Raw genomic sequence first — 12,091 nt, 5'->3', positions numbered from 1 at the left:
AATTTTTAACCACTAATAACACAGAGAATATGTGCAAAGGGCACAAAGTTTAACGGATTCGCTTCGTTTCTTTGTGCGCCAAAGGCCGTATTGGTTTTAACCAGGCCGATCAGGCTGCGTATACACCGGAAGCCAGTCGCCCCACGCAACTGGCACAGCAGTTTGAGCAGTACAACCTGCTGGTGCCGGAGTTGCTGCGTGTGTGCATTAACCGGGTGCGATTGCTGTCCTATGGTTATAGCGAAAACACCGGCATACCTGTGCCCGATGTAAGTGGTACATTAATAAACCCTGTTGCAATGGCGCTTGAATTGGCATAGCTATTAGGGGCAACAGGATAAAAATAGCCGATTAGCAGTGAATGGGGTTGGCTTTGTAATAAACGGGGATTTTTTCACCAGGCTGGTGTACGCAGGTGTTTAACAATACTCTTTTCTGAATAACAAAAGGCTGCACGGGATGTTCCGTGCAGCCGTTTTGTTTGCTATAGATGTGGTGATTATTGCAGGCGGCTTTTTTTGAATATGCTTACATTACCTGCTGCAGATATTTCCAGTATCAGGGCTTCTTTGCCATTGTTGAGCGATACATAGTAGTTTCTGCCGTTGTTGGCATCATCCAGTTCGGCTGCTTCTGTAATAGCATAGGCTGCATATTTTGCCTGCAGTGTACCCTGTGCTTTCATGGGTAAGGTAGCAGGCATAATGGCGCGGCTGATGCCGAAGCGTTTGCCGTCTGTATCATAGAATGCCTGCATGTGTTCGTTGTTCCAGGTAAAGCTTACAACAGTATAGCTGTCATTGGTGCGAACGTTGATGTCTGCTGCTTCCGGGAACTCTTTCAGCAGGGCTACTTTCAGTGATGCATTGTCACGGGCTATAGCAGCAGAAGCAAGGCTAACAAAGAGGAGGGCGGCAAGGATAAACTTTTTCATACACTGTGTTTTATAATTTTTTGGATGTTTTGTTTTGATAATAGGTATAGTGCCAAAGCGGTGCCAGTAGAAAATTAGTGTTGTAATAGATTGATAATGAGTTTGTTTGTATTTTGTGCAGATGCCTTCCATGTTCGATAGCGGACATTTTTTTGTTCGCAACCGAACAGGTTTCGGTGTTTAGGGGCTACATTTGAAGCTAAGCCCAGATGATTCACTTAATTAATGTAATGGTATGAGAAAACTAATCCTGGCACTTGCTTTATTGCCCGGTGTATCGTGTGTAACCGCACAGAAAAAAGTAGCCCAATCAGGTAATCCTATTTTTAAGGGTTGGTATGCAGATCCTGAAGCTGCCATCTTTGGCAAAGAGTATTGGGTATATCCCACGTATTCTGCGCCTTACAAAGAGCAGATTTTCTTTGATGCATTTTCTTCAAAAGACCTGGTGCATTGGACCAAACACAGCCGCATTCTCGATTCCCAGCGTGTAAGCTGGGCGCATATGGCCATGTGGGCGCCTGCTATTGTGCATAAGGAAGACAAATATTACCTGTTCTTTGGCGCCAATGATATTCATGATCCTGCCAAAGAAGTTGGCGGCATTGGTGTGGCGGTAAGTGATGCACCCGGCGGACCATTTAAAGATTACCTCGGTAAACCGCTGATCAGCGAAATAAAGAATGGTGCACAACCGATCGACCAGTTTGTGTTTCATGATAAAGACGGCCAGTACTATATTATCTACGGCGGCTGGCAGCATTGCAATATTGCCCGTTTGAAAAATGATTTTACCGGCCTGCTGCCTTATGAAGATGGCACAGTATATAAAGAAATAACACCTGAACATTATGTGGAAGGCCCGCTGATGTTTTTGAAAGACAACAAGTATTACCTCATGTGGTCTGAAGGCGGCTGGACGGGCCCTGATTATTGTGTAGCCTATGCTATTGCAGATGCACCAACCGGCCCGTTCAAGCGCATTGGCAAAATATTGCAGCAGGATGCTTCGATCGCAAGAGGTGCGGGTCATAACTCCGTACTGCATGTACCAGGTACAGACAAATGGTATATTGTGTACCATCGCCGCCCGTTAACAGAAACAGATGGCAACCATCGCGAAACCTGTATCGATGAAATGCACTTTAACGAAAAAGGAGAAATACTGCCTGTAAAAATTACCAACGAAGGCGTGCGTGCGCAGGTGATTCCTTAGCAGTGAGTAGTGAGTAAATAAAAGGAGCGCCATGAGCTCCTTTTATTTTAGACAGCAGTGTCCTTGTGGCTTAAATACACTAAGATCTTCGCTTCGATCACTCACTACTTACTACTCACCACTCACCACCTCACCACTCCACAATCACTTTCACACACGCATTCAGCCCCATATTATAAATACCGGAGCGGCCGTTGGGGGAGCTGCTGTAGTACTCGAAATACTTAAGCCTGCTCAGGTTGGATTGATACACCGTATTTAGCAGGTTGTTTACCTGCAGCTGGCATTGCAGTGTTTTATTGCGGGCATAGGCAATGGTGGCGCCTGCATTAATATTGATAAGCTGGTAAGCGGCCGTGGCTGTTTCTGTGCTGTTTAATGCCAGGAAGCGGTTTTGTGCACCCGTATACTGCCATTCTGCACCGCAGGTGACGGCAGGCAGCCACCTGGGACCGGGAGAAAAGGTCTTGCTGATGATTGCTGTATTCTGGAAAGGCGGTATTAGCGGCAGGTATTCTCCATATATGCCCTTTTTTTGAAAATTGCTTTCTTTATTAAATCCGTAAATAAGCGAAAAACTGTTGCCAACGGTAATGCTGCGGTCTGCGAAAGGCGCTGTGCTTACATAAGCTTCCAGGCCGATAAGCTGTGCATCAGCCTGCCCGTAACGGTAGGTTCTGTTGCCGGGTACAATAATTACCGGGTCGCCATGTGCATCGCTTACCTGCGACAGGTAAATGTAGCTGGTGATGTAATTGTGAAACAGGCTTAAGCCGGCATGCAGCAAGGCGTTTTCGGCCAGCAACCCCAGATCTTCTTCCAGGCTAAATTCAGGCTGTGCCTGCCGGTTGCCAAGGTATACAATGTGTGCGCCGGGGTCTAAACCATTGGAAGCAATCTCCGCAATATTCGGTGCCCTGAAACCGCGGGCTATATTGGCTTTCAGCGTAAGCAGGGTATTAATGCGGTAAGTAAAGCCCAGGCTGTATGAGGTGCCGGAGAAGCTATTGCGCAATGCAGGAAATTGCAGGCTGGCGCCTGCAGTATCGGTTGGTGATGTGTGGTAGTCATAGCCGGTGGCCGTATCGTGCCGCACATAAAAGTCCTTGCTTCGCATCAGCCGCTTGTCTTGCCGTATGCCGGCACTCACCGTAAAACGGCCGGTTTTCCATTTGGCAAAACCGTATATGCCTGCATCGTATAAATGATAATCGGGAATGGGGAAATCGGTACCGCTGCGGTTTTGGTTTTGCTGGTACATGCCATTGATGCCGCCGGATAATTCCAGTGCAGCAGAAATGGTACTGCTCCAGCGCAGGGCAGACTGTATGGTTTGCAACTGAACAAACAAGCCTGGCTGCTGCGTTTGTAACGGGTGGTTGTATTCGCGGCGGGTGTTTTGCTGCCACGATAACAGGGCATTCCATTCACTGTTGCCGGTATGCAGCTGCGCATTGGTATATATGCGGTAGTGTTGTATGTGCTGGTGCAGCGGGCTGATGCGGTAACTGCTTAATTCCTTGCTGCTCACTGCTGGCCGGGTGGTGATGTCATCAGCCGCACCGTCTGCAACCTGTTTGGTAAACTGCCGGGTAGACGAATCGCGGCTGCCATCGGGTATGCCCTGGATATTATCGTATAAAGTGCCATTGATGCTGATGCTGCCGTTGCGGCCTGTATAACCGGCCATGGCTGCGGCATGCCGTTCGTTAAAACCGGTAAGGTATACGCGGCCGTCTGTTGCATTGCGGTAGTTTTTAGCCAGTCGTTGTGCAGCACTTGCCGTCCACCGCCAGTGTTCATTGCTGCTGTGCAGCCGTATACTGTTGCCCAGCAGGCCATTGTTGCTTTGGTATTCTGTTCCTGCACGGCCATGCAGCTTACCGTCTTTTTCAATGGGTACAAATGAAAAGAAACTTACCACACCTGCCAGTGCATCTGAACCGTATAACAGGCTGGCCGGGCCTTTTACCAGTTCCACCTTCTGCACCTGGTAGGGGTCCAGCTCAATGCCATGTTCATCGCCCCATTGCTGGCCTTCCTGTTTAATGCCGTCATACAGGGTAAGCACGCGGTTGTACCCAAGGCCACGGATAAAAGGCTTGGATATATTGGGCCCTGTTTTTACGGCTGCCACACCGGGCACCTGTTTGGCCAGTACGTCAATAATATTGGCATCCAGTGTACGGTCCAGTTTCCTTCCGCTGATAACGCTGATGCTAACCGGTGTTTCGGCAATGGTGGCACGCCGGGCAGCACCGGTAGTAACGAAAACGCTGTCCAGCCGCCGTGTAGCCGTGTCTTGTGCCGTTGCGGCCAGCGGGGCCAGGAAAAATAGAAACAGGTATTTCATGCAGCAGGTATTTGCTTACAAAAGTAATAAGTTAGATTAGTCTAACAAATGAATTTGATGAAAGGTTGCTTTTTACACCAAATCGGCTAATTTTAGGTGAATGATCACGTTAACAGAAGAAAACTACCTGAAAGCACTCTACCGCCTGTCTATGGGCCAGGAGCCTGTTTCAGTGAAAAGCATTGCCGGGCTGCTGGATATTAAAATGCCTACAGTAACCAGCATGGTAAACAAACTGGCAGAAAAAAAGCTGGTACGGTACGAAAAGTACAAGGCCATTGAGCTTACGGAACGGGGTAAAAAAGCAGCCCTGCATATTTTACGCAAACACCGTTTAACGGAATTGTTCCTGACACAGGTAATGGGGTTGGGTTGGGAGGAAGTGCATGATATTGCCGAACAGGTAGAACACATTCAAAGCGAACGTTTCTTTAACCGGGTAGATGAAATGCTGGGCTTCCCGCGGTTTGATCCGCATGGCGAACCTATTCCTGATGCCAGCGGCAAGCTGCCGGTAATGAATGCCTTCCCGCTGAGCAACGGTACGCCCGGTAAAAAATACAAACTGGCCGGTGTGCTTAACCACGAGCCGAGTTTTCTTACCTTTTTAAATTCCCTGCAGCTGGCCCTGGGTACTGCTATTGAAATAAAACAGGTGCAGGTTTTTGACGCTTCTATGGAAGTGGTACTGAATGGAAAAACAAAAACCGTATTCAGCTCACTCGTATGTGAAAACCTGCTGGTGCTGTAAGAATAAAACAATGAAGCAATAAAACAATTAACCCTGCTTATTTTTGCCGGATGAAACTCTACATCAGGAATATGGTATGCAACCGTTGCATAATGGCAGTGGAAAAACTGCTGGCAGACGAAGGTTTGCAGGTGCAGTCTATACAGCTGGGCGAAGTGGAAGTGGCAGGCAAACCTGAAAAGGCCGTACTGCAAAAGCTGGATGCAGACCTGCAGGCCATTGGTTTTGCATTAATGGATGATAAGAAAAGCCGGCTGATAGAGCGCATGAAAAATGTGATCATCCAACACGTGCATCATTCTGATATGCCGGGCGACAAACACCTGTCTGACCTGATTACCGAATCCATTCACAACGATTATAATTATCTCAGCAACCTGTTTTCAGAAGTGGAGGGCATTACGCTGGAGAAATTCTATATCCGCCAGAAAATAGAACGGGTAAAGGAACTGCTTGCGTATGATGAGGATTCCATTACCAATATTGCTTACCAAACCGGCTACAGCAGTGCTGCACACCTCAGCCGTCAGTTCAAGGAAATTACCGGTTTTACACCCTCGGCATTCAAAGCCCTGAAAGGGCACCGCAAGCCATTGGATAAGCTGTAAATTGTGCAAGGCTTACCATCAATTGTGCAAAGGTTCTCTTAAAATGCGGTGCACATTTGCTGTACAAAAACAGCAATATGGCCAACCTTTCATCCGCCACTGTTACACAAACTTTCCCGGTACTGCATTTATCCTGCGCCGCCTGTGCCGCAAGCACAGAGCGCATGCTGCAAAGTTTGCCGGGTGTTGATACGGCAGGCGTTAATTTCGCCAATGCCACGGCTACGGTGCAATACCATCCTGCACAGGCCAATCCCGCACAGTTTAAACAGGCATTGCAAAGTATCGGGTACGATATGCTTACCGATACTACTGCAGATAATAAAGAACAACTGAATATAATTCAGCAGCAGTATAACAAACAACTGAAACGTGCAGTGATCACCGCGGTGTTATTCAGTATGCCGCTGGTAGTGATCAGCATGTTTTTCATGCACATGCCTTTGGGCAATTACATCATGTGGGCGCTGGCTACACCTGTTGTGTTTGTGTCAGGCCGCCGTTTTTTTGTGCAGGCATGGAGCCAGGCCAAACACCGTACTGCCAATATGGATACGCTGATTGCACTGGGGGCCGGTGTGGCTTATTTGTTCAGCGTATTTAACACTGTGTATCCCGCATTCTGGGAGCAGCGCGGTTTACAGGCGCATGTTTATTTTGAGGCTTCGGCAGTGATCATCGCTTTTATATTAACGGGTAAGCTGCTGGAAGAAAATGCACGCGGTAAAACAGCTGCTGCCATCAAAAAACTGGTGGGTTTACAACCCCGGCAGGTAACACGGCAATCTGCAGACGGTACATTTACAGCAGTGCCGATCTCAGCTGTACAGCCGGGTAATGTATTGCTGGTAAAACCCGGCGAAAAAATCCCGGTAGATGGCGAAGTGTTAAGCGGTACTTCTTATGTAGATGAAAGCCTGCTGAGCGGCGAGCCCATGGCGGTGTTGAAAGAAGCGGGTTCCCGGGTGCTGGCCGGCACCGTAAACCAGCAGGGCAGCTTCAGTTTTACGGCCCGGAAAACAGGCAGTGATACCATGCTGGCGCATATTATTCAGCTGGTAGAACAAGCACAGGGCAGCAAAGCGCCTTTGCAGAAAACTGCCGATAAAATAGCGGCAGTGTTTGTACCTGTGGTTATCGGTATTGCATTACTGGCCCTGTTGTGCTGGTGGATATGGGGTGGTGAAAGTGGTTTTTCGCAGGGCATTATGGCGATGGTTACGGTACTGGTGATTGCCTGTCCCTGTGCATTGGGACTTGCCACGCCTGCTGCCATTATGGTAGGGGTTGGCAAGGGCGCCGGTAATGGTATATTGATTAAAAATGCCCGCAGTCTTGAACTCGCCAAACGCATAAATGCCGTGGTGCTTGATAAAACAGGCACCATTACCGAAGGTAAGCCTGCGGTGACAGACAGTTTTTGGCTGCAGGGTGATGAAACACTGCAGCACATATTGGCGGCGCTGGAGCAGCATTCAGAACATCCGCTGGCAGCTGCTGTGCTGGCGCATTTACCCGGGCCATTGGATTATACCGTGAAAGACTTTAAGCGCATTACCGGCCAGGGTGTGCAAGGCTTTATTAACGGCAGATTGTATATCGCAGGTAATGAAGCCTTGCTGCATGCGCATCAGCTTGCGTTGCCGGAAACCTTGCAGGCAAAAATCCACACCTGGTTGCAACAGGCGCGTACCGTTATCTTTTTTGCAGATGCAACCACCGTTATTGCAGCACTGGCCATTGCAGATACTGTTAAAGCAGGCGCTGCAGCAGCCGTACAGGCATTGCAGCAACAAGGCATTGCCACGTATTTATTAACCGGCGACAATGCAGCAGCAGCTGCTTTTATTGCCGCAGAAACAGGTATTGAACACTATCGTGCAGGTGTATTGCCCGCAGAGAAAGCTGCTTTCGTAAAAGAATTACAACAGCAGGGCAGGGTGGTGGCAATGGCCGGCGATGGCATCAATGATAGTGCCGCACTGGCACAGGCAAATGTAAGTATTGCCATGGGCAAAGGCAGTGATATTGCGATGGATGTGGCAGACATTACTATTCTTTCATCAGATCTGCGCCGCGTGCCGGAGGTGATCTGCCTGTCTGCTGCTACGGTGCGCACCATTCATCAAAACCTGTTCTGGGCCTTTGTGTACAATGTGGTGGGTATACCGGTTGCAGCAGGCGTGCTCATTCCTTTCACGGATTTTATGCTTAACCCGATGATTGCAGGTGCAGCCATGGCGCTGAGTTCTGTGAGTGTATTGCTGAACAGTCTTCGTTTACAAATCAAAAACTAAACATATGCAACAGGTACAATTCAAAACAAATATCAATTGTGGTGGCTGTGTAGCCAGGGTAACCCCGTTCTTAAATAAAGCGGCAGGCGAACAAAACTGGGAGGTAGCCACACAGCAGAAAGATAAAATACTCACTGTTACGACCAGTGCCTTATCAAAAGAAGAAATTATTGCAGTAGTTAATGAGGCCGGGTTTAAAGCGGAGGCTATTTAAGCAGTACCGATAATAAAGGCGTGGACTTGCATTGCAGGGTCCACGCCTTTTTTGTACAAGGTTTATTTAGTGAGAAGAATCGTGCCGTCTGCCTGCTGACGGTAACTTGCTTTGTACGTCAGCGCCAGCCAGTCGAGCACTGTTTTCAGGTCTGCATTTCGAAAGATGTTGCTGGCCTTTATTGTATTTGTCCAGTCACCTGTGGTAACCAGGTTTACACTAAACCAGTCATTGATTTTTTTTACAGCCGCAGCCGCGGTGAGCTGGTCCAGTACAAGCCTGTTTTCCATGTTCTCGCGCAACGCCGTGGTATCGGTGGTTTCCTTTTCCATCAGGTCAACTTCGCGGTTAAACAAAATCATTTCACCTGCGTGTAATGTCTCGGGCAGGGTGTCAAAAGCAGACCGGTAGTTTTTCTGTACAGTAGCTGTTCCGCTCAATACTTCTACGGTAGCGCCATTCTCTTTGTTAAACGAATTAATACGTGCTGCTGCCTGGTGCAGCTGAATAGTAAGGCTGCGTGTATGAATGGTTAAGCCGGTGTCGCGGGTTGTAAAAAAAGCGTCTCCGTTTAAATGAACACTGCCGGCAGGGGCACCGGTAACCTGTGAGTTGCCGGTGAGTAATGCCCTGCTGTTGGGGTTTACCTGCTGCCATTGCCTGCTGCTGTTGGTTTGCAGCGTACCGGCAGTTGGTTGGCAGGCAAGAAAAAACGTAGTGCTGAAAACAGCTGTTGCCACTAATTTGTGCATGTATGCGAAGATAATGCTCAAATGCCTGCAGCCGGTTCACACATGGGTAAAAACAGTCATTGTTCAACGGCAGTTGCGGTGGCTACTGCTTTCCAGGTGTACATATCGGTTTGTACGGCTGCAATTTTTGCACCTGCACGCTGGTAAGCATCTGCACCCAGGAAAAGACGCAGGGGCGGCTGCGCTGCAGCTGCGGCTTTCAATATGGCTGCCACACCTTTATGCGGATCCCCGTTTTGCAAGCCATCGTTCTTTTGAAACAGCTGTATTCTTTCACGAACCAGTTTGTAATCGCTGTTGCTGTTTTGCGGTACTGCAAGTGAATCGCCTGCCAGGAAATTGGTGCGGAAAGCGCCCGGTGCCACAATGGTAACATGAATGCCAAACTCTTTCACATCCTGTGCGAGTGATTCTGAAAAACCTTCCACGGCAAACTTGGTGGCAGAATAAACCGCGGTAGCAGAGGCTGCCTGGAAACCGGCGATGGAAGAGAAATTGAGGATATGCCCGCTGCCCTGTGTGCGCAGGTAAGGCAAGGCTGCTTTTACTACCTGGATGGTGCCAAACACGTTTACCTCGAAATTGCGGCGTATTTCGTCCATGTGCAGCTCTTCGGGTGTGCCCAGTAAGCCGTATCCAGCATTGTTTACCACTACATCAATACGGCCGAAATGCGCCACCGTTTGCTGTATGGATTGCCCGATGCTTTCTGCAGAAGAAAGGTTTACGGCCAGCGGTAAAAATTGTGCGGTATTGGCAGTAACGCTGCTTTTCAGCGTTTCCACGTCGCGTGAAGTGGCGGCTACACGGTTACCGGCAGCCAGCAGCTGTTGCACCAGCTCAAGACCGAAGCCTTTGGAGGCGCCTGTGATGTACCAGACTTTGTTGTTGCTCATACTGTTTGTTTTTTGCAATAACAAAGCTATGCCTGCTATAGCCGGGCACTATTATGATATTCAAACCAATGGTTGTAAAAATCAAACATTTCTGAAGTGCCGGGGTGTTTGCTGGGTTCTTTTCTTGAAGAAGTTGTGGAAATGCGAGGTGTCTTCAAAGCCCAGGCAATAGCTTATTTCGCCGATGTTCCAGTCTGTATATTTCAATAAGGCTTTGGCTTCCTGCACCAGGCGGTCGGCAATGAGTTCAGAGGTGGTTTTGCCGGTCACTTCTTTCAAGGCACGGTTCAGGTGGTTTACATGCACGGCCAGGTGCCGCGAAAAATCAGTGGCAGTACGCACGCCGATCTGTTGCATGGGCGATTCAATGGGGAACTGCCGTTCGAGCAGTTCAGTGAACAGGGAAGAAATGCGCGTGGCAGCGCTGGTATGCTGAAACATGGTTTGTGCAGGCTCCAGCTTAATGGCCTGGTGTATCAGCTCAAATACATAGTTGCGCAACAGGTCGTATTTATAGGCATAGTCGGAATCGATCTCTGTCTGCATGCGTTTAAACACCTGGGTTGCCTGTTCCAGCTGTTCGGGCAGCAGCTTGAATACAGAGCGGTGCCCAGGTTTGAACACGGGGAAATCCCGCAGCTTGATGCTGCTGTTGTGGTTCATGAATGCTTCGGTGAAAATGCAGAAATAGCCGCTCTGGTTTTCATCCAGCGGCTCCCAGTCATACGGCACCAGCGGGTTGCCGAATAGCAATGCATTGTTTTCAATTTCAATGCTTTTATCGGCATAATGGTACCGGTTGCGGCCAATAATGAGCGTGATTTTATAGAAATCCTTGCGCCGGTAGCTCACCTGTTGCTTGGGTTTGGCGCCCAGGAACTCATCGAGTTTAAACACATTGAAATGGCCTATCTGCGATTGCAAATTTTCGGGCAGCCACATCTTTTTACTGCGGTAAAATTCCTCGATGGTTTGTACATTGCTCATACCTAAAGGTACAAAATTCAAACATTGCCGGAAATTAAATACCAGCCAATGCCTGCTGTCAAAGCTCCTGTCAGGGTATTGAGGGTGTTTACCATATCGTTTCCTATTACCAGTTTTCGCTCCAGCGTGGCACCGAGCACCGAATCGGCCAGGTTACCCAGGGTACCTGCCAGTACAATGAGCAGCCAGGCGGCATCAAACCTGTTCAGCAAGGCATATACGGTAGCGATAATGGCTGCCCCGGCTGTTCCCAGCAGGGTGCCTTCCAGGCTGATCAGCCCGTCCAGTCCTTTTTCTTCCTGTTTAAAATGGAGAATATGGTAAAACCTGCGCCCGTATACCATGCCCAGTTCAGACGAGAGGGTGTCTGCTGTGGCCGATGCAAAACAGCCCGCAATCATTATCCCGGCCAGGTGCCGGTACCCGGGGAAACACCAGGCGATGAGGGCGATTGCGGCAGCCACCCCTGCATTGGCCAGCACCTGGCCTGCGTTGCGGGTGGTTTGGTGTGCATCTGAAGCGCGGCTGCTGCGTTTCTGTTCCTTTTTCCAGGAGCTGGCGGCTGTACCCAGTATAAAAAAGCCGGTCATCAGCAATATCCCGGTAAGTCCGCCACCCAGGTACAATACCGCCCCGGTAGCTGCGCCGGTAAAAGCTGCTGCCGGCGTAAGTTTCCGTTTCCATAGGCTGAACACAACGCCTGCAATAAGCAATACCGCTATCCATATGTCAGTTGGCTGTACCTGGTTAAACATAGGCAATGTTAGGGAATAATGCGTGAATCGTCAGACGTCAGTCGTGAGTGATCTGAGCGGGTACCAGTTTCGAGAATCGACACGTCGACACGTCGAGACTATCTGAGCGGGTATCATTTTCGAGAATCGACAGTCGACACATCGACACTATCTTAGCGAGTATCATGACTTTCGCCGGAGGCGATGTATGCCAGGCAAGCTATCAGCTGATCGCTTGAAGCTTGCAGCTGCTTTCCAGTCGTGAGTGATCTAAGCGGGTACCAGTTTCGAGAATCGACAGTCGACACTATCTGAGCGGGTATAAGTAACCGTTTACCATCGCCGGAGG

Annotated in this window: 12 protein-coding genes; 6 read left to right on the top strand and 6 right to left on the bottom strand. The window is 49.1% G+C overall.

Annotation, left to right across the window (positions count from 1 at the left end; translation table 11 throughout):
- Positions 1–71: 71 nt before the first annotated feature.
- Positions 72–320 (top strand): hypothetical protein, encoded by a 249-nt coding sequence (locus tag DXN05_RS15620; protein ID WP_116848204.1) that lies wholly within the window; start codon positions 72–74, stop codon positions 318–320.
- A gap of 179 nt (positions 321–499) precedes the next feature.
- On the opposite strand, the gene DXN05_RS15615 is transcribed toward DXN05_RS15620, so the two are convergent.
- Positions 500–934: a hypothetical protein gene (locus DXN05_RS15615; protein WP_147313937.1), complete on the bottom strand. Its 435-nt coding sequence runs from the start codon at positions 932–934 to the stop codon at positions 500–502.
- 235 nt (positions 935–1,169) lie between these two features.
- Between DXN05_RS15615 and DXN05_RS15610 the strand changes: the two genes are divergently transcribed.
- The gene (locus tag DXN05_RS15610; RefSeq protein WP_116848202.1) at positions 1,170–2,150 is read left to right on the top strand and encodes a glycoside hydrolase family 43 protein; all 981 of its coding nucleotides are present in this window, start codon (positions 1,170–1,172) and stop codon (positions 2,148–2,150) included.
- Positions 2,151–2,280: 130 nt separating this feature from the next.
- Here DXN05_RS15610 and DXN05_RS15605 read toward each other — a convergent pair whose 3' ends face one another.
- Positions 2,281–4,503 carry a TonB-dependent receptor gene (locus DXN05_RS15605; RefSeq protein WP_116848201.1) on the bottom strand — a complete coding sequence of 741 codons (2,223 nt, stop codon included), beginning with the start codon at positions 4,501–4,503 and terminating at the stop codon, positions 2,281–2,283.
- A gap of 100 nt (positions 4,504–4,603) precedes the next feature.
- On the opposite strand from DXN05_RS15605, the gene DXN05_RS15600 reads away from it, so the two are divergent.
- The 4 genes from DXN05_RS15600 to DXN05_RS15585 all read left to right on the top strand — a co-directional run bounded on the left by DXN05_RS15600 (position 4,604) and on the right by DXN05_RS15585 (position 8,373).
- The gene (locus DXN05_RS15600) at positions 4,604–5,254 is read left to right on the top strand and encodes a metal-dependent transcriptional regulator (protein WP_116848200.1); all 651 of its coding nucleotides are present in this window, start codon (positions 4,604–4,606) and stop codon (positions 5,252–5,254) included.
- A gap of 92 nt (positions 5,255–5,346) precedes the next feature.
- The gene (locus DXN05_RS15595; protein ID WP_245975223.1) at positions 5,347–5,862 is read left to right on the top strand and encodes a helix-turn-helix domain-containing protein; all 516 of its coding nucleotides are present in this window, start codon (positions 5,347–5,349) and stop codon (positions 5,860–5,862) included.
- A gap of 77 nt (positions 5,863–5,939) precedes the next feature.
- The gene (locus DXN05_RS15590) at positions 5,940–8,159 is read left to right on the top strand and encodes a heavy metal translocating P-type ATPase (protein ID WP_116848278.1); all 2,220 of its coding nucleotides are present in this window, start codon (positions 5,940–5,942) and stop codon (positions 8,157–8,159) included.
- A gap of 4 nt (positions 8,160–8,163) precedes the next feature.
- Positions 8,164–8,373: a heavy-metal-associated domain-containing protein gene (locus tag DXN05_RS15585; protein ID WP_116848198.1), complete on the top strand. Its 210-nt coding sequence runs from the start codon at positions 8,164–8,166 to the stop codon at positions 8,371–8,373.
- Positions 8,374–8,435: 62 nt separating this feature from the next.
- On the opposite strand, the gene DXN05_RS15580 is transcribed toward DXN05_RS15585, so the two are convergent.
- The 4 genes from DXN05_RS15580 to DXN05_RS15565 form a co-directional block, all read right to left on the bottom strand.
- Positions 8,436–9,125, bottom strand: coding sequence for a DUF4974 domain-containing protein (locus tag DXN05_RS15580; protein WP_116848197.1), 690 nt, complete (start codon positions 9,123–9,125; stop codon positions 8,436–8,438).
- Positions 9,126–9,181: 56 nt separating this feature from the next.
- Positions 9,182–10,021, bottom strand: coding sequence for an oxidoreductase (locus DXN05_RS15575; RefSeq protein ID WP_116848196.1), 840 nt, complete (start codon positions 10,019–10,021; stop codon positions 9,182–9,184).
- A gap of 81 nt (positions 10,022–10,102) precedes the next feature.
- A complete protein-coding gene (locus tag DXN05_RS15570; RefSeq protein WP_116848277.1) occupies positions 10,103–11,008 on the bottom strand; it encodes a helix-turn-helix domain-containing protein in 906 nt (301 codons plus the stop codon).
- Between the two features lie 17 nt (positions 11,009–11,025).
- On the bottom strand, positions 11,026–11,763 hold the full coding sequence (locus tag DXN05_RS15565) for a DUF92 domain-containing protein (protein ID WP_116848195.1): 738 nt from the start codon (positions 11,761–11,763) through the stop codon (positions 11,026–11,028).
- Between the last annotated feature and the right edge of the window lie 328 nt (positions 11,764–12,091).

This window comes from Deminuibacter soli (assembly GCF_003412455.1).
Classification (GTDB): Bacteria; Bacteroidota; Bacteroidia; order Chitinophagales; family Chitinophagaceae; genus Deminuibacter; species Deminuibacter soli.
The sequence above is the reverse complement of the archived record's forward strand: the minus strand, read 5'-3'. Positions and strand labels throughout refer to the sequence as shown.

Coding starts and splice junctions, on each gene's coding strand:
- DXN05_RS15610 (WP_116848202.1), top strand. CDS start 1,170: ATGAGAAAACTAATCCTGGCACTTGCTTTATTGCCCGGTGTATCGTGT.
- DXN05_RS15595 (WP_245975223.1), top strand. CDS start 5,347: ATGGCAGTGGAAAAACTGCTGGCAGACGAAGGTTTGCAGGTGCAGTCT.
- DXN05_RS15580 (WP_116848197.1), bottom strand. CDS start 9,125: ATGCACAAATTAGTGGCAACAGCTGTTTTCAGCACTACGTTTTTTCTT.
- DXN05_RS15570 (WP_116848277.1), bottom strand. CDS start 11,008: ATGAGCAATGTACAAACCATCGAGGAATTTTACCGCAGTAAAAAGATG.
- DXN05_RS15585 (WP_116848198.1), top strand. CDS start 8,164: ATGCAACAGGTACAATTCAAAACAAATATCAATTGTGGTGGCTGTGTA.
- DXN05_RS15575 (WP_116848196.1), bottom strand. CDS start 10,021: ATGAGCAACAACAAAGTCTGGTACATCACAGGCGCCTCCAAAGGCTTC.
- DXN05_RS15600 (WP_116848200.1), top strand. CDS start 4,604: ATGATCACGTTAACAGAAGAAAACTACCTGAAAGCACTCTACCGCCTG.
- DXN05_RS15605 (WP_116848201.1), bottom strand. CDS start 4,503: ATGAAATACCTGTTTCTATTTTTCCTGGCCCCGCTGGCCGCAACGGCA.
- DXN05_RS15615 (WP_147313937.1), bottom strand. CDS start 934: ATGAAAAAGTTTATCCTTGCCGCCCTCCTCTTTGTTAGCCTTGCTTCT.
- DXN05_RS15590 (WP_116848278.1), top strand. CDS start 5,940: ATGGCCAACCTTTCATCCGCCACTGTTACACAAACTTTCCCGGTACTG.
- DXN05_RS15565 (WP_116848195.1), bottom strand. CDS start 11,763: ATGTTTAACCAGGTACAGCCAACTGACATATGGATAGCGGTATTGCTT.